Below are 20,670 nucleotides of genomic sequence, written 5' to 3'. Positions count from 1 at the left end.
GCCAGGGAGTGTCAGGCTCGGCCCGAAATAGAGTGCTTTTTTACACCGTTTACAGCGCCTGAACGATGTCAGTCCACCGCACGTCGGACAACGATGTTCCGACGCCGCCGGGTCCGCGACGCTACCCGCACCACACAGCGAACAATCCATCGCGATTCCGCCTGTAACCCGCAACTCGTCAGTCATAAAAGTCTCCCAGCGTCGCGCATTCCTTCGGCATCAAGACAACGCAGCCACGGAGGCCTAAACGCATAGTTAGCCGTACAGTTGGTGGCAGTACTGTTCTATGCCCGCCTCCGTTATGGTTGTGCCGTTGACCTGGCTCTGATTAGCGCGCACGCAATCCTTGTACTGCTGGCTCTCCCACGGTTTCTGCGTCACCAGGAATATCACCAATGCGATGATCGCGATCGCTGCGATGATTAGCCATCGCGGTAGTGAAGATGCTTTAGCGCCGAGTGTGGGCGTTGCGGAATCCGACGGCCAAGCGGTGTTCGGCGATGCACGCCCAGGAACATCGGCCTGATCGGTCTCATTAATCCGAAGCCCGCATCGACCACAAAAATGCTGACTCGCAGGATTCTCGTGGCCGTTTGGACAGGTCACTACACCTCTGGTCATCTATCTGCTCCCTCCCGTGCGGAGGCGGGTACGGGTGGTCCCCCCGCCCCTTTGGCGGCCTAGCTTCGGCCGCATAGATTCTGCTCCGCCTCATGCAGCAATGTGATCGTTTTGAACTAGCTGGTCCACGAACGAAGATCTTGGCTTGGGAAAGGCAGGCGTTAAGAGAGCACGAGGGCAGGCTGCGGCATAGCTGAGCGCTGATTTCTCAATAATCGATACACTACGCGCCTTCATCGAGGAGGCTGGTATCCGATATCAACGCCACATCGGCACAGAGAGGTGACCGATGAACATCACCATTCCCACCATCGCCGTCGTCTCCGCAACGCTGGCTCTGGCTCCCATCGCACATGCCGATCAGAACGACATTGATTATCTGCAGGAGTTGAACATGCTGGGCATGAACCCGGCGACCCTTCACGAGCCGAACCTCGCTTCGGAGATCGCATTAGGCCACCGTATTGGCCTTGACTTGGGTCCTGCAGGCGGTGGGGCAAGCCCTAATGAACGCGTCACCAACATGGGGCGGTCGTTACCGAATCTGAGTACCGAACAAATCCAGTCCCCCATCTCGGTAGCGGTGAATAGCTACTGCGGAGACGTTGCTTCAAAGCATCAGTTGCCATGGGTTTGCGCCGATCTTCCCCAGTCACCCGGTTGCTAGTTTTGCTTGCCGCGCGACAACCCGAAGGAGCATCCAGATGAATAAGCTACTAGTGACCGTCATCTCAGCCATCGCGATACTGGCGGGATGCTCATCGCCGTCACCGGCCTCGTCGCCGTCACCACGAGACACCGGTGCGGGGGGATCTGCGCCGGGCTCGATCAGCGGGTCTATGGACGACTGGCTAGCGGCTATATGTGCGCAAGGAACATTTAATAATGGAAGAAATGCTTTCCGAAACGCAAGCGGAGGAGGATTCTGCGGCGCCAAGGACCACTCAGGACCTATCTTAATTGGCGAATGGAACGATAACTTTTTGATGCGCAACGATATCTCAATTTTCCGCAACGGGTACTATGCATCGTGCATCAAGGGTAAAACAATTACAGACTTCGTTGCCACGGAGGCGGGCGGGGCTGCAGCACTTGAGCCGCTCAGTCAATTTGGATTTTCCATCCAACCTGTTGCCGCAGCAAGGTAGCAGCTTTTGGCGATGTATTGGAAGGTCCCGATCAGGTGGCCGGACTTGGTCATCCGGGTTTCATCGGCGGCGCGGGCGATGCCGAAATCAATTGGTAGGCGATCGGTCACATCGTGCCAGTAATAGGGGCAACCGACACCGCGTTGTGCTTCTTCCGGGAGGTCTTCTGCGTCCGAGCGCGGCGGCGGTGGTGTTGCGCAGGATGCCCGGGCCGTGAACCTGCACGCGTTCGATGTGACGGCCGGCCAGCTCGCGCCGAAACCCTTCCACGTCGGGCAGTTCAGGCACGACGTTTGGCCAGCCGCTCGGCGGGCCCGCTCAGCGAGCGGGCGTGACGCGACATGTCGGCCCACGGATCACGTTGCCCGGCAAGCTGTTTCGGGATGTCGCGGATGGTGAACCGGTCGGACCGCAGGCCGCGGCTGTTCAACTCGTCCCACTCCAGCGGGGTGGCCACCGGCGCACCCGGGCGGGCCCGCACCGAATACGGCGCAACCGCGGTCTGCGCGTACACGTTTCGCATCACGTCGAGATACACCCGGCCGGCCCGCTTGTCCTTGCGCACCTCCACGGTGCGGTGCGCGGCGTCGTCGGCCGCGACCACCTCGGCGACGTCGCGGGCGAACTGCCGGGCGGTGTCGAAATCGGTGTCGGGACGCACCGGGACCACCACGTGCAGCCCCCGCGAGCCGGTGGTCTGGACGTAGCACGCCAGCCCGAGGTCATCCAGCACCCCGGCCGTCGCGCGGGCCGTCGCGCGCACCACCGCGAAGTCGGTGTCGGACGGGTCGAGGTCGAACACCAGCCTGTCGGGGTTGTGCAGCCGACCGCGGCGCGACTGCCACACGTGCAACGTGATGCAGTTCTGGTTGGCCAGCCATTGCAGCGCCTCCCGGCCGTCGGCCACCGGATGCACGACGGTGCCGCCCTCCTTGGCGACCTCGACAGCGCTCATCCAGTCCGGCAGCGAATCGGCGAAATCCTGTTGCACGAACCCCTGTTGGTCGATGCCGCGGGGAAACCGTTGCACGCTCAGCGGCCGGTCCCGCAGGTGCGGCAGCATCGTGCCGGCCACCTCGCCGTAATAGTCGACCAGTTCGCGCTTGGTGATTTCCTTGTGCGAGGACGAGCCGGGGAACAGCACCCGGTCCGGGTGGGTGATTTCGACTTCAACTGCCATCAGCGTGTCTCCCGTACAACGTCGCCGGGGTCCTTGTCGATGCGCAGCCCTTGGTAGCGGGGGTGGCGCAGCTTGCCGTCGCGCGTCCACTCGGTGAACCCGATCTGCGCCACCAGCTCCGGGCGCACCCAGTGGGCGCCCTTCTCGTGCACCAGGCCGCGGGTGAACGGGGGCGCGTCCTGCTCGATGGGCGACAGCCGCTCGTGCAGGCTGTGCAGCGTGGCGTCGTCGAATCCGGTGCCCACCTTGCCGGCATAGACGAAATCGCGGCCCTCGTGGTAGCCGAGCAGCAGCGCGCCCAACTCGATTCGGCTGCCCTTGGGGCTGGTGTAGCCGCCGACCACGAACTCCTGGTCGCGAACGCATTTGAACTTCAGCCAGTTCGGCGAGCGGCGCCCGTCGTAGACAGAGTCGGCCCGCTTGGCGATCACTCCCTCGTCGCCGCGGGCGCAGGCAGCCCGGTAGGCGGCGATGCCATCCTCGACGCGGTGCGGCGCGTAGCGCAGCGGGCCGCCGAAGTCGATCGCGTTGCGCAGCAGTCTTTTACGCCACGACAGCGGCACGTCGGTGATGCGCGAACCGTCCAGGTGCAGCAGGTCGAGCAGGTAGTAGAAGACCGGAATCCGCGACACCAGGGCCGCGTCGGGCTTGGTGATGCCCAGCCGGCCCTGCAGCCGGGCGAAGCTGGTGCGCCGTCCCTCGAACGCGACCACCTCGCCGTCGACGACGAACCGGGTGGTGCGCTGGGCCACGAACGCGTCGACGAGCTCGGGGTAGGTTCCGTTGAGCGGCTGGCGGTTTCGCGACAACAGCCGCACCCGGTCGCCGTCGCGGAACGCCAGGCAGCGCATCCCGTCGAACTTGCGCTCGAAGATCCATTGCGGGTCGGAGAACCGCTTCTCGGTCAGCGTGGCCAGGGTGGGCGACCGCCACTCGGGCACCGCCTCGTCGTGCAACGCCGCCCGCACCGAATCGGGCAGGTCGGCCAGACCGGTCACGACGACTCGTCCAGGTCGTCCAGCGTGCGGCCGGTCAGCACCGATTCCGGCTGGCTCTTGACCGGCTTTCGCCGCGCGTCGGCGTCCTCGTCCCTGCGTTTGACCAGCAGCCAGGTCTCGTCTTTGCCCTCACGAATCCGGGTGAGCGCGAAACCGCCCTCCAGCTTTTCGCCGTGTAGGCGGAACGAAAGATGGCCGCGCTCAAGGCATTCGGACATGTCATGTTGGGTGGCGTTGTCGTAGGTTCCGCGGTCCCAGACGATGACGCCGCCCGCGCCGTACTCGCCTTCGGGGATCACTCCCTCGAAGTCCGAGTACTCCAGCGGGTGATCCTCGGTGCGGCGCGCCATCCGCCTGTCCTTCGGGTTTGTCGACGGCCCCTTGGGTATGGCCCAGGATACGAGCACGCCGTCGATCTCGAGGCGAAAGTCGTAGTGGTCGCTGCGCGCCGCGTGGTGCTGGATGACGAAAATGGGCCCATCGCCCGACGGGGCGGCTTTCCCGCGCTTTCGTCCCCGCTCGCCGCGCGGCTCGGGGCTGCGGCCGGAGCGCCGTTTGCGCCGGTATTCGCTCAGGGGCATGTCGGAGGCATACCCGTCGGCGGGTTCGGAAAACTGCTAGCCGCCGCGCCAGGTGAGCCGCATGCCGTTGCCCGCCAGCCAGCGCGACAGGTCGTAGCCGTTGCGGGCGAGGCCGTCGACGGCCGCCACGGCGCGCCGCACCGCCCGCTCGGCGACCTCGGGGGTCAGCAGGCCGTGGCGGACGGCGTCGAGCAGCTCGTCGACGTCGGCCAGGTCCGCTCCCGACCCGGTGCGGACCTCGATGTCGAGGTAGTGGTCCTCGGCGTGCCACAACCGGGGGCCCGGCGTGAATTCGCCCACGTCCAGGTAATAGTCGTGGTCGCGTTCGTGGCCGGGGTTGAAGTGGAACACCGTGGCGCGCAGGCCCAGCGACGGCAGCAGCCACGACTCCAGGTAGTGGAACTGGGCCCGGCCCGGGGTGGGCCGGGCGACGTAGAGGCCCCACGGGTGCACGGCGTACTCGTCGACGGCCCGCACGATGCCCTTGGGGTCGGTGTTGGTGCGGGCGACCAGGTCGAACGTCTCGTGCTTGGGCGGATGCATGGCGTCACGTCACCGGGGTCAACGGCGGATCTTGCACCAGGGACGTCCGAACGGCCGGGGCAGGTCGACTCACCCCCCAAGTATCGGTCCGCAACGAAGCACCCGGCGATATCACTTTCCGGGATCGGGTGGGGCCCTCCCCGCGGTGCCCCGGATACTCGCGGGAAGACCTTGTCGGTGCGTGGCTCTACCCTGGTGACATGGCTTTCGCCACCGAACATCCGGTAGTCGCGCATTCGGAATACCGCCCAGCCGCGGAGGACGTGGAAGGGCTGGTGCGCGCCGGCGGCCGCTTCGAGGTCGTCAGCCCGCACGCGCCCGCCGGCGACCAGCCGGCCGCCATCGACGAGCTGGAGCGCCGCATCCAGGCGGGGGAGCGCGACGTCGTGCTGCTCGGCGCCACCGGAACCGGGAAGTCGGCCACCACCGCCTGGCTCATCGAGCGGCTGCAGCGGCCCACGCTGGTGATGGCGCCCAACAAGACGCTGGCCGCGCAGCTGGCCAATGAGCTGCGAGAGATGTTGCCGCACAACGCGGTTGAGTACTTCGTGTCGTACTACGACTACTACCAGCCGGAGGCGTACATCGCGCAGACCGACACCTACATCGAGAAGGACAGCTCGATCAACGACGACGTGGAGCGGCTGCGGCACTCCGCGACGTCGGCGCTGCTGTCCCGTCGCGACGTGGTGGTGGTGGCGTCGGTGTCGTGCATCTACGGCCTGGGGACGCCGCAGTCCTACCTCGACCGGTCGGTGGAGCTGCGGGTCGGCACCGAGGTGCCCCGGGACGGGCTGCTGCGGCTGCTGGTCGACGTGCAGTACACCCGCAACGACCTTTCCTTCACCCGCGGCTCGTTCCGGGTGCGCGGCGACACCGTGGAGATCATCCCGTCCTACGAGGAGCTGGCCGTCCGCATCGAGTTCTTCGGCGACGAGATCGAGGCCCTGTACTACCTGCACCCGCTGACCGGCGAGGTGATCCGCCAGGTCGACTCGCTGCGGATCTTCCCCGCCACCCACTACGTGGCCGGCCCCGAGCGGATGGCGCACGCGATCTCCACGATCGAGCAGGAGCTCGCGGAGCGGCTCGCCGAACTCGAAGGGCAGGGCAAGCTGCTGGAGGCGCAACGCCTGCGGATGCGCACGAATTACGACATCGAGATGATGCGGCAGGTGGGGTTCTGCTCGGGCATCGAGAACTACTCCCGCCACATCGACGGCCGGGGCCCGGGCTCGCCGCCGGCGACGCTGCTCGACTACTTCCCGGAGGACTTCCTGCTCGTCATCGACGAGTCCCACGTGACCGTGCCGCAGATCGGCGGCATGTACGAGGGCGACATGTCCAGGAAACGCAACCTGGTCGAGTACGGCTTCCGCCTGCCGTCGGCCTGCGACAACCGGCCGCTGACCTGGGAGGAGTTCGCCGACCGGATCGGGCAGACCGTGTACCTGTCGGCCACCCCGGGACCGTACGAGCTGAGCCAGACGCAGGGCGAGTTCGTCGAGCAGGTGATCCGGCCGACCGGGCTGGTGGACCCCAAGGTGGTGGTCAAGCCGACCAAGGGGCAGATCGACGACCTGATCGGGGAGATCCGCAAGCGCGCCGCCGCCGACGAGCGGGTGCTGGTGACGACGCTGACCAAGAAGATGGCCGAGGACCTCACCGACTACCTGCTCGAGATGGGCATCCGGGTGCGCTATCTGCACTCCGAGGTCGACACGTTGCGCCGGGTGGAGCTGCTGCGCCAGCTGCGGCTCGGCGACTACGACGTGCTGGTCGGCATCAACCTGCTGCGCGAGGGGCTCGACCTGCCGGAGGTGTCGCTGGTGGCGATCCTCGACGCCGACAAGGAGGGCTTCTTGCGGTCGTCGCGCAGCCTGATCCAGACCATCGGCCGTGCCGCCCGCAACGTCTCCGGCGAGGTGCACATGTACGCCGACTCGATGACCGACTCGATGAAGGAGGCCATCGACGAGACCGAACGGCGCCGGGCCAAGCAGATCGCCTACAACGAGGCCAACGGCATCGACCCGCAGCCGCTGCGCAAGAAGATCGCCGACATCCTCGACCAGGTCTACCGCGAGGCCGACGATTCCGAGGCCATCGAGATTGGCTCCGGGCGCAGCATGTCCCGCGGCCGGCGCGCCCAGGGCGAGCCGGGCCGCGTCGTCAGCGCCGGCGTGTTCGAGGGCCGCGACACCACCAACATGCCGCGCGCCGAGCTGGCCGACCTGATCAAGGACCTCACCGCGCAGATGATGGCCGCCGCCCGTGACCTGCAGTTCGAGCTGGCCGCGCGGTTCCGCGACGAGATCGCGGACCTCAAGAAGGAACTGCGCGGAATGGACGCCGCCGGGCTGAAGTGACGGAAACCGCCACCATCACCACCGGCAGCTGGCGCGAGCTGCTGGGCGCCCGCTACCTGGGCACCTCCGTCGTGCTGGCCGGCGGGGTGGCGCTCTACGCCACCAACGAGTTCCTGACCATCAGCCTGCTGCCCAACACCGTCGCCGAAATCGGCGGCAGCCGCCTGTACGCGTGGGTGATGACCCTGTACCTGGTCGGGTCGGTGGTCGCGGCGACCATGGTCAGCCCGCTGCTGCTGCGCCTCGGCGCGCGCGCGTCGTACCTGATGGGGCTGGCCGTGTTCGCCGTCTCCAGCCTGGCCTGCGGGATGGCGCCCAACATGGAGACCCTGATCGCCGGGCGCGCGCTGCAAGGCGTGGCCGGCGGCCTGCTGGCCGGCCTCGGCTACGCCGTCATCAACGCGGCGCTGCCCCGCGCGCTGTGGACCCGGGCCTCGGCGCTGGTGTCGGCGATGTGGGGCGTGGCCACGGTCGTCGGGCCGGCGACCGGCGGCCTGTTCGCGCAATTCGGGTTGTGGCGCTTCGCGTTCGTCGCGATGGCGATCGTCACCGCCCTGATGGCCACGCTGGTACCGGTCGCGCTGACCGCCGGCCGGGTCAACCCCCACGCCGCGGCACCGGCGATGAGGGTGCCGGTGTGGTCGCTGGTGCTGATCGGTGCGGCCGCGTTGGCGATCAGCGTCGCCCAGATCCCGCACAACATCGTCGCCACGGCGGGGCTGCTCGCCGCCGCCGTTGCGCTGGTCGGAATGTTCGTGCTCGTCGACTGGCGCATGCACGCGGCGGTGTTGCCGCCCAGCGTATTTCGTGCCGGACCGTTGAAGTGGATCTACCTCACCATGGGCCTGCTGATGCTCGGCGCGATGGTGGACACCTACGTGCCGCTGTTCGGTCAGCGGCTGGCGCACCTGAGCCCGGTGGCGGCGGGATTCCTGGGCGCGGCGCTCGCGGTGGGCTGGACGGTCAGCGAGATCGTCAGCGCGTCGCTGGAAAACCAGCGGACGATCGGGCGGGTCATCGCGGCCGCGCCGGTGGTGGTTGCCTCGGGCCTGGCGCTGGGCGCCTTCGCCCAGCGCGACAACGCGTCGGCGGGGACCGTCGCGCTCTGGACCCTGGCGCTCCTGGTCGCCGGCATCGGCATCGGGATGGCCTGGCCCCATTTGTCCGTGCGCGCAATGGATTCCGTCACCGACCCGGCCGAGGGCGGCGCGGCGGCCGCGGCGATCAACACCGTGCAGCTCATCTCGGCGGCATTCGGGGCGGGCCTCGCCGGCGTCGTGGTCAACGCGACCCCGGGCGGCGACGCGGTGGAGGCCCGCTGGTTGTTCGCCGTCTTCACCGCGCTGACCGCCGCCGGCGTGGTGGCCGCCTACGGGGCGGTGCGCGGCGACCGCTGAGCCCAGGTCACCGGGTCGACTTCACCACCTGTGAATAGTGGAACTGCCACCGCTCGACGATGCGGAAGCCGAGGTAGCTGGGGAATCGATACGCCGGGGTTCGCCCGAATGCCCCCGGCGGCAGTGCTTGTCCGGATTGTCCGGCTTGGTGGTCGGGCAGCGACTTGTCCCTGTCGGTGATGGTCCAGATGGTGGAGCATTTGTTGATCTTGGCCGTCGTCAGCCACACCGCGACGTGGCCGTCCCACAGCGAGCCGACCTTGGGCCCGTAGACGCCGCGCTCGACGTCGATCACCGACTTGAAGGCCGCCGGCCGGGTGGCCAGCAGGGCGCGGATCGGCCCGGGCCGCCAGGGCACGGTGTTGTCGGCGATCAGGCAGTCCCCGGGGGCGGCATGCGAGCCGATCAGGTCGGCCACCTGGCTGTAGTCCCACCCCTCCTTCGCGTACGGCCAACGTTGCGTGAACAGGTAATTCGGCAACGCCGCCACCGCGAACGCCAGCACGACGCCGGCGATGCGCCACGGCCTCCGGGCGATCGTCACGATGCACACGGCCATCACGACGGCCGCGGCGGGCGCGGTGAAGATCAGGTAGCGCGGGTAGTAGACCGGTTCGCCGACGGCCGAATAGGCGACGATGAGCCCGGTGGGAATGACCATCCAGGCCAGGCAGCTGATCAGAAGCCCGCGCGCGTCGCCGCCCGGGCCCCGTGCGCCGGTCAGCCGGGCCGCCAACGCCCCGGCGACGAGGACTCCCGTGAGGATCGCGAACGGGACGCTGTGGTCGAAATACTGCCGCAGCACGATGTCGAAGGCGTAATGCCAACTGACCGGGTAGATCCAGTTGACCTGGAACACCTGCCCGTGCGCGAACACCATGAACGGCGCCATGACCCCGACGGCGACGGCCGAACCGGCCGCCCACCAAATCACCTGAAGCTTTCGCGAATTCGCGGGCGCCAACAACGGCAGCATCGCCGCGTACACCAGCACCAGCAGGACCAGGTTGAGGTTCAGCAGGATCGACAGCATCAATGCCAGCGCGTAGCACGACCACAACCGCGGCCGGTTGCGCCGGGCCGCGGTCACGAACAGCACGGTCAGCCAGACGGCCGCGGCCGCCGCGAAGGCGTAGGGGCGCGCTTCCATACCCGCCCAGGTGGTGCGCGGCAGGATCGCGAAGACGGCGCCCGCGCACAGCGCGGTCGCGCGCCCGGGGACGAACTGCTTGGTGAACACCGTGACGCCGGCGGCGGCGGCCCCGATCGCCAGCGCGCTGGGGACCCGCGACCAGAACTCGGTCGGCGGAAATATCGCGAACCAGCCATGCATCAGCAGGTAGTACAGGCCGTGCACCGCGTCGATGTGACCCAGCAGTTTCCACAGCTCAGGCAGAGTGCGGCTGGCCGAGGCCGAGATAGTCGCCCCCTCGTCGAACCACAGCGAGGGCCGGCACGCCCAGGCGGCGCTGATCACGGCGGCCATCAGCGCGATCAGGGACGGGTCGAGCAGCCTGCCGGGCGAGCGGACGGGCGCGGGCGCGTCGACGACGTCGGGCGCGGGCCGCTCGACGGTGGGCATGGACATGATGCTTGTCACTTTAAGTCGCACCCGTCCGGCCTGCTCACCAGCCATCTTGTCGACGGAAGCCTGGCGGCGCCACGGGCCGTCGGATCGGCGCCGAGTGGAGGCCGGCGTTTGGCGAGAAGCTCTGGGATGCAACGCTTTCCGTCCGCGGCGCGCCGCGCCGATCGCGTGATGGCCGGAAAATCGTACGTTGCCCCAGCGTTGCCGCAGCGTGTCGGGGGAATTTGCGGGTTGCGCCACGCCGCCGCTGTGTGGGTAATCTGACCCATCCTTCTCCGGCAACGCGATACTGTCTGGGGTTGGCGTAGCAACCGACACTGGGAGGGTAAATGAGCGCCTATCGGACTGTGGTGGTCGGGACCGACGGCTCGGACTCGTCGATGCGTGCGGTGGACAGGGCAGCCACCATCGCCGGGGCCAACGCCAAGTTGATCATCGCGTCGGCGTACCTACCCCAGCATGAGGACGGCCGGGCCGCCGACATCCTGAAGGAAGAGAGCTACAAGGTGTCGGGCACCGCCCCGATCTACGAGATCCTGCACGACGCCAGGGAGCGGGCGCACAAGGCCGGCGCCAAGAACGTGGAGGAGAAGCCGATCGTCGGCGCCCCGGTGGACGCCCTGGTGCACCTCGCCGAGGAGGCAAACGCCGACCTGCTGGTCGTCGGCAACGTCGGGCTGAGCACCATCGCGGGCCGGCTGCTGGGATCGGTGCCAGCCAACGTCTCGCGTCGCGCCAAGGTCGACGTGCTGATCGTGCACACCACGAACTGACGCGTTCTTTCGGTCTACCAGCGCCGCTGGCGCCACTCCTCGAGCTGGGGCCGCTCGGCGCCCAGCGTGGTGTCGTCGCCGTGGCCGGGGTAGACCACCGTCGCGTCGTCGAATCGATCGAAGACCCTCGTCTTGACGTCTTGGAAGAGGGAGTCGAACTCCGCCGGTTTCGTCGTCCGCCCGAGGCCGCCCGGGAACAGGCAGTCGCCGGTGAACAGCTGGGTGACCCCGCCGGTCGCGGGCCCGTCGAGGGCCAGCGCGATCGATCCGGGCGTGTGCCCGCGCAGGTGGATGACGTCGAAGGTCAGGTTGCCCACCCGCACGGTGTCGCCGCCCGACAGCAAACGGTCCGGTTTGACCGGCAGCGGCCCGGCGTCGATCTCGTTGGCGGCGGTCGGCGCGCCGGTGGCCGCGGCGACGGCCTCCAGCGCCTGCCAGTGATCGAAGTGCTGATGGCTCGTCACGATCAGCGAGACCTTCGGGGCGTAGCGGCGGATCAGGTCGGTCAGAACCTCGGCGTCGTTGGCGGCGTCGATCAGCAGCGTTTCCCCGGTCTCCGCACAGGTCACCAGGTAGGCATTGTTGTCCATGGGGCCCACCGACGCCTTTAGAATCGTGGCGCCGGGTAGGGTCCGGCGGGCCGCGGTACCAGGATCGACATGTCCGGTGTAGTTGTCGGTGGGCACGACGGAGGCACTCATAGCGGCCACGTTACTGGTCGGCCGCTCGTTGTCGGTATGGGCACTTAGCATGGAATGCGCCGTGCGCAATCCTGTTCTACGAAGCGCCATCGGCGACGGAGAGTCTCAGTGAGAGGGGCAGCGTGGCTGACCGCCTGATCATCAAGGGCGCCCGCGAGCACAACCTGCGCGGCGTCGACCTCGACCTGCCCCGCGACTCGCTGATCGTGTTCACCGGGCTGTCCGGTTCGGGTAAGTCGTCGCTGGCCTTCGACACGATTTTCGCCGAGGGCCAGCGCCGCTACGTCGAGTCGCTGTCGGCCTACGCGCGCCAATTCCTCGGCCAGATGGACAAGCCGGACGTCGACTTCATCGAGGGCCTCTCCCCGGCGGTGTCCATCGACCAGAAGTCCACCAACCGCAACCCGCGGTCGACGGTCGGAACCATCACCGAGGTGTACGACTACCTGCGGCTGCTGTACGCGCGCGCGGGCACGCCGCACTGCCCGATCTGCGGCCACCGGATCGCCCGGCAGACGCCGCAGCAAATCGTCGACCAGGTGCTGGCGATGCCGGAGGGCACCCGCTTCCTGGTGCTCGCCCCGGTGGTGCGCACCCGCAAGGGCGAGTTCGCCGACCTGTTCGACAAGCTCAACGCCCAGGGCTACAGCCGGGTGCGGGTCGACGGCGTGGTGCATCCGCTGACCGATCCGCCGAAGCTGAAAAAGCAGGAAAAGCACGACATCGAGGTGGTGGTGGACCGCCTCACCGTCAAGCCCACCGCCAAGCAGCGGCTCACCGACTCGGTGGAAACGGCGCTGAACCTGGCCGACGGCATCGTGGTGCTGGAGTTCCCCGACGATCACGACGAGCACGGCCACCCGCGCGAACAACGGTTCTCCGAAAAGCTCGCCTGCCCCAACGGGCACCCCCTGGCGGTCGACGACCTGGAACCCCGGTCGTTCTCGTTCAACTCGCCCTACGGCGCCTGCCCCGAGTGCGTCGGGCTGGGCATCCGCAAGGAGGTCGACCCCGACCTGGTGGTCCCCGACCCGGACCGCACACTGGCCGAGGGCGCGGTGGCGCCGTGGTCGAACGGCCACACCGCCGAATACTTCACCCGGATGATGGCCGGCCTCGGCGAGGAGCTGGGATTCGACGTCGACACGCCCTGGCGCAAGCTGCCGGCCAAGGCGCGCAAGGCGATCCTGGAGGGCTCCGATCACCAGGTGCACGTGCGCTACCGCAACCGGTACGGCCGCACCCGCTCCTACTACGCCGACTTCGAGGGCGTGCTGGCCTTCCTGCAGCGCAAGATGGCGCAGACCGAGTCCGAGCAGATGAAGGAGCGCTACGAGGGCTTCATGCGCGACGTGCCGTGCCCGGTCTGCGAGGGCACCCGGCTCAAGCCGGAGATCCTGGCCGTGACGCTGGCCGCGGGGCAGCGCGGCAAGAAGTCCATCGCCGAGGTCTGCGAGCTGTCCATCTCGGACTGCGCGGACTTCCTCAACGCGCTCACCCTCGGCCCGCGCGAGCAGGCGATCGCCGGGCAGGTGCTCAAGGAAATCCAGTCGCGGCTGGGCTTTCTGCTCGACGTGGGGCTGGAGTACCTGTCGCTGTCCCGCGCCGCGGCCACGCTGTCCGGCGGGGAGGCCCAGCGCATCCGGCTGGCGACGCAGATCGGGTCCGGTTTGGTGGGCGTGCTCTATGTGCTCGACGAGCCGTCCATCGGGCTGCATCAGCGCGACAACCGTCGGCTCATCGAAACCCTAACCCGGCTAAGGGATTTGGGGAACACGCTGATCGTCGTCGAGCACGATGAGGACACCATCGCGCACGCCGACTGGATCGTCGACATCGGCCCCGGGGCCGGCGAGCACGGCGGGCAGATCGTGCACAGCGGAACCTACGGCGATCTGCTGGCCAACAAGGATTCGATCACCGGCGCCTACCTGTCGGGCAAGGAGAGCATCGAGATGCCGGCGATCCGGCGCCCCGTCGACCGGCGGCGCCAACTCACCGTCGTCGGCGCCCGCGAGCACAACCTGCGCGGCATAGACGTGTCGTTCCCGCTCGGTGTGCTGACCTCGGTGACCGGGGTGTCGGGGTCCGGGAAGTCGACCCTCGTCAACGACATCCTGGCGGCCGTGCTGGCCAACCGGCTCAACGGCGCCCGGCAGGTGCCGGGGCGGCACACCCGGGTCACCGGCCTGGATCGGCTGGACAAGCTGGTGCGGGTGGATCAGTCGCCGATCGGCCGCACGCCCCGGTCCAACCCGGCTACCTATACCGGGGTGTTCGACAAGATCCGCACCCTGTTCGCGGCCACCACCGAGGCGAAGGTCCGCGGTTACCAGCCCGGCCGATTCTCGTTCAACGTCAAGGGCGGTCGCTGCGAGGCGTGCACGGGCGACGGCACCATCAAGATCGAGATGAACTTCCTGCCCGACGTGTACGTGCCCTGCGAGGTCTGCCACGGCGCCCGGTACAACCGGGAGACCCTGGAGGTGCACTACAAGGGCAAGACCATCTCCGAGGTGCTGGACATGTCGATAGAAGAGGCGGCGGAGTTCTTCGAGCCGATCACCGGCATCCACCGCTACCTGCGCACGCTGGTCGACGTCGGCCTGGGCTACGTGCGGCTCGGGCAGCCCGCGCCCACGCTGTCCGGCGGCGAGGCGCAGCGCGTCAAGCTGGCCGCGGAGTTGCAAAAGCGCTCGACGGGCCGCACCATCTACATCCTCGACGAGCCGACCACCGGCTTGCATTTCGACGACATCCGCAAGCTGCTCAACGTGATCAACGGCCTTGTCGACAAGGGCAATACGGTGATCGTCATCGAGCACAACCTGGACGTGATCAAGACGTCGGACTGGATCGTGGACATGGGTCCCGAGGGCGGCGCCGAGGGCGGCACCATCGTCGCCGAGGGCACCCCGGAGGACGTCGCCGCGGTGCCGGAGAGCTACACCGGGAAGTTCCTCGCCGATGTCCCGGGTATAGGGGCCCGCGCCGGCGCGTCGGCGGGCGGGCCGCAGCGCACGAAGCGCCGCAAGGTCACCGCCTGAGTTGCGTTGACTCTGCGCTCAGGGCGCGCCCTACTCGCACTTTTGCGCCCTGGACGCAGAGTCAAGCGGTTAGGGCGCGGGCGGCATCGACTGTCGGATCTGCGCCAGCCGCTCGGCGGCGGCGCGCTGACGCTCTTCGTACTGCTCCTCGACCGAACGGCCCTCCGGGGTTTCCGCCGCGAGTTCCTCGGCACCTAGCGAGGTGCCGTACCGGGACTCGATCTTCTCGCGGACATGCTCGAAGGTCGGCACACCCGCGTCGTCGTACCCGGGGTCGGGTTCGGTTGGTTCGTCAGGCATATCGTCACGCTACTGCTGGCGATCGAAATAGCGCGCCATCTGCTCCCAGTACACCAGCGTGAGCGCCATCTGGACCACGGTCGCGACGGCCGCCGGCACCGGCCGGCGCCGTCGGGCCGACACCACGGCGGTCAGCGCGGCCGCGGACGTCAGCGCGCTGACGAGCATGGCCGCGTCCCGGGGCCGACGGCTGATCCACAGCTCCTCGCCCAGCATCGCCCGGGTCGACCAGGCGCGCAGGTGCGCGGGCTTGCCGAAGAGAAACGGGTTGACCGCCAGCCACACCGCCAGCACCACCGCGTGGCTCCAGCGCCGCGTCCACACCGGCACCAGCGTCAGCGGCGTGCTGGCCCAGCGGGTCCACGCGCTCCACGGATTGCAGTGCCGCGCGAACAGCGCGCGGCGGGCGCGCGCAACGAGTGGCACCGGGCGGCTACTTCATCGCGGTGGCGGGCCGCTCGGCGGGCACGGCGGGGACCGTCGGCGCGGCGACGACGGTCGGGGGCGTCGTGCCGGGCAACGGGATCCGCGGAACGCCCGGGGTGCCGAGCTGGCCGGCCAGCCACGGCAGCGCGGCCGCGAAGGCCCGGTCCGCGAACGGCCAGTCGTGCTTGCCCGGCTGCGGGAGCACCGCGCAGTCGATGCCGTTGGCCCGGCCGAGCGCGCACAGCGAATAGGCGGCCGCGGTCTGGTTGCTCGGGTTGGCGGCGGCGTCCCGGCCGGCCAGGCGTATCGAGCCGGTGTCGGCGATCGCGAAGTTGCGCCGCGGGATCGGCGCGGCGTCGGAGGAGATCGCGAACCACCCGGCCACGTCGGCGTAGTGGCCGTGCCGGGTGATCACGGTGGTCGGGTCGAAGGCCGCCCACGCGTCCGCGTTCCCGCCGAACAGCCGGGCGATGGTCTGCGCCTTGGTCCCGGCGTTGGGGAAGAAGTCGCCGGCGATGTCGACGAAGGCGCTGAACATCTCGGGGTGCATGACGGTCAGGTCCAGGGCGCACGTCCCACCCATGGACCAGCCCGCGACGCCCCAGCCGGACCGCGCGGGGCTGACGCCGAAGTTCGAAACCATGTAGGGGACAACGTCTTTGGTGAGATGATCGGCGGCGTTACCGCGGACCCCGTTGACGCATTCGGTGTCGTTGTTGAACGCCCCTCCGGAGTCCACGAACACCAGCACCGGAGCCCGGCCGTGGTGGGCGGCCGCGAAGTCGTCGATCGTCTTGATCGCGTTGCCCGCGCGCGTCCAGTCCGCGGGGGTGTTGAACTGCCCGCCGATCATCATCACGGTCGGCAGCCGCGGCGGCGGGTTGGTGGCGAACCACTCGGGCGGCAGGTAGACCAGTTCCCCGCGATGCTTGAAGTGCGAGCCGTCGGCCGGGATCACCACCGGCACCACGCTGCCGTGCGCGGGGCGGGCTCCCTTGGTGGCCATCGCGGTGATGGTGGCCGTGTCGGTCTGATCGGGCAGCGGACCGGAGGTGAGCTGGTTCCAGGCGGACTGCACGGTGGGGAAGTAGCCGACCCACAGGTTGAGCACCAGCGCCGCGCTCAGCAGGCACAGCGGCACCGCCGCGACCGCCGCGCCGCGCCGCCAGCGCTGCGCGCCGCGCCAGCCCATGGTCAGCACCGCCGCGGCCATGCCGGTCAGCGCGATCCACAGCCACAGCGCCGTCGGCGCGGGCTCGTCCGACAGGCCGCGGTCGACGATGTACCAGTGCGTCGCGTAGGCCGCGGCGGCGCCGACCGACGCAGCCGCCGGCAGCCACACCGTTCGCCAGCGCCGCGAGCGCCAGCCGATGGCCGACGCCAGCACCAGGCCCGCAAACAGCTGGATCGTGATGGGCACCCAGCCATGCATCAGCGAGGTGTGACTGGTCGCCAGCGACTGCGCCAAGGCAAGCGGGGTCGACGCGATCACGGGTTCCATTGTGATGGATCGTTAACCTTCCCGGAACACATTCACCGAATGTTCGCCGTGTCGCGCCCGCGTCCGCGCGATCCCGTCAGTGCGGCTTGGCCAGCGGAAATGGCAGCGTCTCGCGGATGCTCCGGCCGGTTATGAGCATCACGAGGCGATCGATGCCCATGCCGAGCCCGCCGGTGGGTGGCATCGCGTATTCCATCGCCTGCAGGAAGTCCTCGTCGAGCTCCATCGCCTCGGGGTCCCCGCCGGCGGCCAACAGCGACTGCTCGCGCAGCCGGCGGCGCTGTTCCACCGGGTCGGTGAGTTCGCTGTAGGCGGTGGCCAGCTCGATGCCCCACGCCACCAGGTCCCACCGCTCCGCGACGCCGCGCTTGCTGCGGTGCGGGCGGGTGAGCGGCGACACCGACGTCGGAAAGTCGATGTAGAACGTCGGCCGCTCGGTGCGGTCCTCCACCAGGTGCTCGTAGAGCTCCAGCACCACCGCGCCGGCGTCCCACTGCGCCCGGTAGGCGATGTGCGCGGCGTCGGCGAGCTTGCGCAGCGCGGCCAGCGGCGTGTCGGGGTCGATGTGTTCCCCGAGCGCCTCGGACACCGCGTCGTGCACGGTTTTCACGGTCCACACCCCGGAGATGTCGACCGGCTCCAGGCGGGCCCCGGTGGATCCGGCGTCCGCGCCGGGCCGCAGCACGGTCTGCGCGCCGTTGGCCGCCTGGGCCGCGTTCTGGATGAGCTCGCGGCAGCCGTCGATCCACACCGTGTAGTCGGCGTGCGCCTGGTAGGCCTCCAGCAGGGTGAACTCCGGGTTGTGGCTGAAGTCCACGCCCTCGTTGCGGAACGCCCGGCCCAGCTCGAACACCCGCTCCACGCCGCCGACGCACAACCGCTTCAGGTACAGCTCCGGCGCGATGCGCAGGAACAGGTCCATGTCATAGGTGTTGATGTGGGTGACGAACGGCCGCGCGGCCGCCCCGCCGTGGATCTGCTGCAGGATCGGGGTCTCGACTTCGACGAACCCCTTGGCGAACAACGTCTCCCGGACCGAACGCAACACGGCGCTTCGGGCCGTGATCAGGCCGCGCGACTCGCTGTTGACCGCCAGGTCGACGTAGCGGGTCCGGACCCGCGCCTCGGGGTCGGTCAGCCCCTTCCACTTGTTCGGCAACGGCCGCAGGCACTTTCCGATCATCCGCCAGTCGCGCACGATCAGCGAGCGGGTTCCGTTCTTGGAAAAACCCATGTGCCCGGTCATCTCGACCAGGTCGCCCAGATCGATGGCCGCGGTGAAGTCGGCGATGCGGCCGCACTCCAGACGCGAATTGTCCAGCAGCACTTGCATTTCGCCCGACCAGTCGCGCAACTGGGCGAACAGCACGCCACCGAAGTCGCGTATCCGCAACATCCGGCCGGACACCGAGACGGTGTCCCGGTCGTCGGCGTCCAGCGCCTGCGTGACGGTGTGGCTGGGCGGGGAGCCCACCGGGTAGGCGTCAATTCCGGTGCGCCGCAGCGTTTTCAGCTTGGTCAGCCGCACCCGCACCTGCTCGGGCAGGCGGGACCGGAACTCGTCCTCGTCGAAGCCCTCGCCGCGCCTCAGCCCGCTGACGTCCGGGGCGGACCCGTCGTGGTGCAGGAGCCCGGATTCCGCCAGCCGGGCCGGCACCGCGGGGTGATGCCCGGTGTGCACCTTGTCGCGCCGCCGGAACGGCAACACGAGGAAGCCCTCGGCGATCACCGACGCCACACCCACCCGCGGAATCAACCGGGCGTCCTCGTAGCAGGCGTAGCGGGGAACCCAGTCGGGTTGGTACTTCATGTTCGAGCGGTACAGCGACTCCAGCTGCCACCACCGCGAGAAGAACAACAACAGCCCCCGCCATAACCGGGCGATCGGGCCGGCGCCGAGCTGGGCGCCCTGCTCGAACGCGGACCGGAACATCGCGAAGTTCAGCGAAATACGGTGGATGCCAAGGGCTTCGGCGTTCAGGGCCAGATCGCAGACCATCAGCTCGATGGTGCCGTTGGGGGACTGCGGGGAACGGCGCATCAGGTCCAGGGACGCGCCGGTGGTGCCCCACGGGACCAGCGACAGCATGGCAACCACCCGGCCGTCGCGATCGATCGCCTCCACCAGCAGGCAATCCCCGTCGGCCGGGTCGCCCAGCCGGCCCAACGCCATGGAAAACCCGCGCTCGGTCTGGGTGTCGCGCCAGGAGTCGGCGCGCGAGATGGTGTCGGCCATCTCCTCGGTGGACAGGTCGCGGTGCCGCCGGATGCGCACCGTCAGCCCGGCCCGGCGGGCCCGCGTCACGGCCTGACGCACCCCGCGCATCTCCGGGCCGGACAGTTTGAAATCGGCGGTTCGCAGGATCGCCTCGTCGCCCAGCTCGAGGGCGTTGAGGCCGGCCTCCCGAAACACCTGGGCGCCATCGGAACTGGCGCCCATCACGCCGGGCGCCCAGCCGTAGGTCTGGCACAGGCCCAGCCAGGCGTCCACCGCCTGCGGCCACGCCCTCGGGTCGCCCACCGGGTCGCCGCTGGCCAGGCAGACGCCGATTTCGACCCGGTAGGTGATGGCGGCGCGGCCGCTGTGCGCGAACACCACCGACTTGTCCCGACGGGTGGCGAAGTATCCCAGGGAGTCGTTCTTGCCCCACAGCTCGAGCAGGCCGCGGATGGCCGACTCGTCCTCACCGGTCAGCGCGTTGTCGGCGCGCTGGGACTGGAACAGCATGATCGTCGCGGCGATCAGCGCGAGCGCCCCGAACAGCCCGAAGATCGCGTTGAGCAATACGTGCGGCTTGCCGGTGAACAGGTCGGGGTCGGCGAGCGCGAATCCGACCACCCGGTTGGCCACGTAGGGCAGGCGGTCTTGGCGCGCAAGCGATCCGGGGAACAGCTCGACGAGACCCCAGGACAGCAGGATCCCGATGACGTCCCCGACCACCAGCACCGCCGCCGCCTTGAACAGCGCGGCCTTGCGGACCTTGGCCCAGAACTCCCGGTAGGCCAGGACCAGCAGCACGATCACCACGACGTGCACGGCGAACCCGAGGTTCTCGCCGAAGGTCTCGGCCGCGGTGTTGTCGCCCGCGGCGATGTCGGCGGCATTCCAGAACGCCGCGAGGATCATCTGGCCGAGCAGCACCAGCCAGGCGATGCGTTTGCGCGCGGTCAGGGCCGCGGCCAGCAGGGCCAGCACGAACGACCACGCGATGCTGGTGTCGGGGAAGTTGAACAGGTAGTCGTTGATGAATTCCCGCGGGACCTTGATCAGCCAGCGGATCAGCGGCGACACGCTGCCCACCAGTGACACCGTGGCGATGACGCCGACGGTCCAGCCGGCCGCCGCCGGTACCCAGTGATACCGGGAGCGCGGCCGGCTGCCCGACCGGGGCCCCGAGCCAGCAGAAGCGAGTGTCACAGACCGCGAGGATAAGCCCTCAGACCGGGAAATGCCTGGCGATGGGGCAGAGTTTGTCGGCCGGGTCTGCGGGGCCGCG

17 protein-coding genes and 1 pseudogene are annotated in these 20,670 nt (G+C 68.6%); 6 read left to right on the top strand and 12 right to left on the bottom strand.

Features of this window, described 5'->3' with window-relative positions:
• Window positions 1-910 precede the first annotated feature (910 nt).
• Window positions 911-1,288 (top strand): DUF732 domain-containing protein, encoded by a 378-nt coding sequence (locus OQ968_RS11510; RefSeq protein WP_324677780.1) that lies wholly within the window; start codon window positions 911-913, stop codon window positions 1,286-1,288.
• 172 nt (window positions 1,289-1,460) lie between these two features.
• On the top strand, window positions 1,461-1,769 hold the full coding sequence (locus OQ968_RS11505) for a hypothetical protein (protein WP_324677778.1): 309 nt from the start codon (window positions 1,461-1,463) through the stop codon (window positions 1,767-1,769).
• On the opposite strand, the gene OQ968_RS11500 is transcribed toward OQ968_RS11505, so the two are convergent.
• The 6 genes and pseudogenes from OQ968_RS11500 to OQ968_RS11475 all read right to left on the bottom strand — a co-directional run bounded on the left by OQ968_RS11500 (window position 1,727) and on the right by OQ968_RS11475 (window position 5,005).
• Window positions 1,727-1,879 (bottom strand): hypothetical protein, encoded by a 153-nt coding sequence (locus tag OQ968_RS11500; protein ID WP_324678036.1) that lies wholly within the window; start codon window positions 1,877-1,879, stop codon window positions 1,727-1,729. The genes OQ968_RS11505 and OQ968_RS11500 overlap by 43 nt on opposite strands.
• A 55-nt stretch (window positions 1,880-1,934) precedes the next feature.
• A pseudogene (locus OQ968_RS11495) lies at window positions 1,935-2,057 on the bottom strand (Fpg/Nei family DNA glycosylase); the annotation flags it as partial.
• A complete protein-coding gene (gene ligD / locus OQ968_RS11490; protein WP_324678014.1) occupies window positions 2,050-2,952 on the bottom strand; it encodes a non-homologous end-joining DNA ligase in 903 nt (300 codons plus the stop codon). The gene ligD (OQ968_RS11490) and the pseudogene OQ968_RS11495, both read right to left, overlap by 8 nt.
• Window positions 2,949-3,947, bottom strand: coding sequence for a non-homologous end-joining DNA ligase (gene ligD, locus OQ968_RS11485; protein WP_324677776.1), 999 nt, complete (start codon window positions 3,945-3,947; stop codon window positions 2,949-2,951). Before ligD (OQ968_RS11485) ends, ligD (OQ968_RS11490) begins: the two co-directional genes overlap by 4 nt.
• Entirely contained in the window at window positions 3,944-4,528 is a 585-nt protein-coding gene (locus OQ968_RS11480; protein ID WP_324677774.1) for a DNA polymerase ligase N-terminal domain-containing protein, read from the bottom strand. The genes ligD (OQ968_RS11485) and OQ968_RS11480 overlap by 4 nt, the downstream gene beginning before the upstream one ends.
• 36 nt (window positions 4,529-4,564) lie before the next feature.
• Window positions 4,565-5,005: a DUF402 domain-containing protein gene (locus tag OQ968_RS11475; RefSeq protein ID WP_324678012.1), complete on the bottom strand. Its 441-nt coding sequence runs from the start codon at window positions 5,003-5,005 to the stop codon at window positions 4,565-4,567.
• Between the two features lie 266 nt (window positions 5,006-5,271).
• On the opposite strand from OQ968_RS11475, the gene uvrB reads away from it, so the two are divergent.
• A complete protein-coding gene (gene uvrB, locus OQ968_RS11470; RefSeq protein ID WP_324677772.1) occupies window positions 5,272-7,440 on the top strand; it encodes an excinuclease ABC subunit UvrB in 2,169 nt (722 codons plus the stop codon).
• Window positions 7,437-8,837, top strand: a complete 1,401-nt coding sequence (locus OQ968_RS11465) for an MFS transporter (RefSeq protein WP_324677770.1) — start codon at window positions 7,437-7,439, stop codon at window positions 8,835-8,837. The genes uvrB and OQ968_RS11465 overlap by 4 nt, the downstream gene beginning before the upstream one ends.
• Window positions 8,838-8,844: 7 nt before the next feature.
• On the opposite strand, the gene OQ968_RS11460 is transcribed toward OQ968_RS11465, so the two are convergent.
• A complete protein-coding gene (locus OQ968_RS11460; RefSeq protein WP_324678010.1) occupies window positions 8,845-10,425 on the bottom strand; it encodes a hypothetical protein in 1,581 nt (526 codons plus the stop codon).
• Window positions 10,426-10,754: 329 nt separating this feature from the next.
• Here OQ968_RS11460 and OQ968_RS11455 point away from each other — a divergent pair, with 329 nt between their 5' ends.
• Window positions 10,755-11,198 carry a universal stress protein gene (locus OQ968_RS11455; protein ID WP_324677768.1) on the top strand — a complete coding sequence of 148 codons (444 nt, stop codon included), beginning with the start codon at window positions 10,755-10,757 and terminating at the stop codon, window positions 11,196-11,198.
• A gap of 14 nt (window positions 11,199-11,212) precedes the next feature.
• Here OQ968_RS11455 and OQ968_RS11450 read toward each other — a convergent pair whose 3' ends face one another.
• The gene (locus tag OQ968_RS11450) at window positions 11,213-11,899 is read right to left on the bottom strand and encodes an MBL fold metallo-hydrolase (RefSeq protein WP_324677766.1); all 687 of its coding nucleotides are present in this window, start codon (window positions 11,897-11,899) and stop codon (window positions 11,213-11,215) included.
• A gap of 122 nt (window positions 11,900-12,021) precedes the next feature.
• On the opposite strand from OQ968_RS11450, the gene uvrA reads away from it, so the two are divergent.
• Entirely contained in the window at window positions 12,022-14,946 is a 2,925-nt protein-coding gene (uvrA, locus tag OQ968_RS11445) for an excinuclease ABC subunit UvrA (protein WP_324677764.1), read from the top strand.
• A 69-nt stretch (window positions 14,947-15,015) separates the two neighbouring features.
• Here uvrA and OQ968_RS11440 read toward each other — a convergent pair whose 3' ends face one another.
• The 4 genes from OQ968_RS11440 to lysX form a co-directional block, all read right to left on the bottom strand.
• The gene (locus OQ968_RS11440; protein ID WP_324677761.1) at window positions 15,016-15,246 is read right to left on the bottom strand and encodes a hypothetical protein; all 231 of its coding nucleotides are present in this window, start codon (window positions 15,244-15,246) and stop codon (window positions 15,016-15,018) included.
• A 9-nt stretch (window positions 15,247-15,255) separates the two neighbouring features.
• The gene (locus tag OQ968_RS11435) at window positions 15,256-15,672 is read right to left on the bottom strand and encodes a DUF6653 family protein (protein WP_324677759.1); all 417 of its coding nucleotides are present in this window, start codon (window positions 15,670-15,672) and stop codon (window positions 15,256-15,258) included.
• Window positions 15,673-15,679: 7 nt separating this feature from the next.
• The gene (locus OQ968_RS11430; protein WP_324677757.1) at window positions 15,680-17,173 is read right to left on the bottom strand and encodes an alpha/beta hydrolase; all 1,494 of its coding nucleotides are present in this window, start codon (window positions 17,171-17,173) and stop codon (window positions 15,680-15,682) included.
• 76 nt (window positions 17,174-17,249) lie between these two features.
• A complete protein-coding gene (lysX, locus tag OQ968_RS11425) occupies window positions 17,250-20,591 on the bottom strand; it encodes a bifunctional lysylphosphatidylglycerol synthetase/lysine--tRNA ligase LysX (protein WP_324677755.1) in 3,342 nt (1,113 codons plus the stop codon).
• Window positions 20,592-20,670 lie beyond the last annotated feature (79 nt).

The sequence above is a fragment of the Mycobacterium sp. 663a-19 genome (assembly GCF_035616495.1).
Taxonomy (GTDB): domain Bacteria; phylum Actinomycetota; class Actinomycetes; order Mycobacteriales; family Mycobacteriaceae; genus Mycobacterium.
The sequence above is the reverse complement of the archived record's forward strand: the minus strand, read 5'-3'. Positions and strand labels throughout refer to the sequence as shown.